Origin of the sequence: Pseudomonas sp. PS01297 (assembly GCF_029959305.1) — a bacterium.
GTDB classification, from domain to species: Bacteria; Pseudomonadota; Gammaproteobacteria; order Pseudomonadales; family Pseudomonadaceae; genus Aquipseudomonas; species Aquipseudomonas helleri.
Map to the genome: position 1 here is coordinate 1 of NZ_JASCPQ010000212.1, position 546 is coordinate 546.

At 44.1% G+C, this 546-nt stretch carries 1 rRNA gene; it reads right to left on the reverse strand.

Annotated elements, in window-relative coordinates:
• Positions 1 to 349, reverse strand: a 23S ribosomal RNA gene (locus tag QMX84_RS26320); the annotation flags it as partial.
• Between the last annotated feature and the right edge of the window lie 197 nt (positions 350 to 546).

Below are 546 nucleotides of genomic sequence, written 5' to 3' on the forward strand. Positions count from 1 at the left end.
AAAGATGTTTTCGCGTACAGGGCTATCACCCACTATGGCCGCACTTTCCAGAGCGTTCCGCTAACATCAATACAGCTTAAGGGCTGGTCCCCGTTCGCTCGCCACTACTAAGGGAATCTCGGTTGATTTCTTTTCCTCAGGGTACTTAGATGTTTCAGTTCCCCTGGTTCGCTTCTTAAGCCTATGTATTCAGCTTAAGATACCTAACTTATGTTAGGTGGGTTCCCCCATTCAGACATCTCCGGATCAAAGTCTGTTTGCCGACTCCCCGAAGCTTTTCGCAGGCTACCACGTCTTTCATCGCCTCTGACTGCCAAGGCATCCACCGTATGCGCTTCTTCACTTGACCATATAACCCCAAGCAATCTGGTTATACTATGAAGACAACATTCGCCGAAAATTCGCACACTCAATTAAGAGAATCACAAATTTTACCTTAGCCTGAATAAACACCAGTGAAAGTGTCATTCAGTCTATCTTTCTATCACATACCCAAATTTTTAAAGAACGATCTAATCAAAAGATCAGAAATCAACATTCACCATC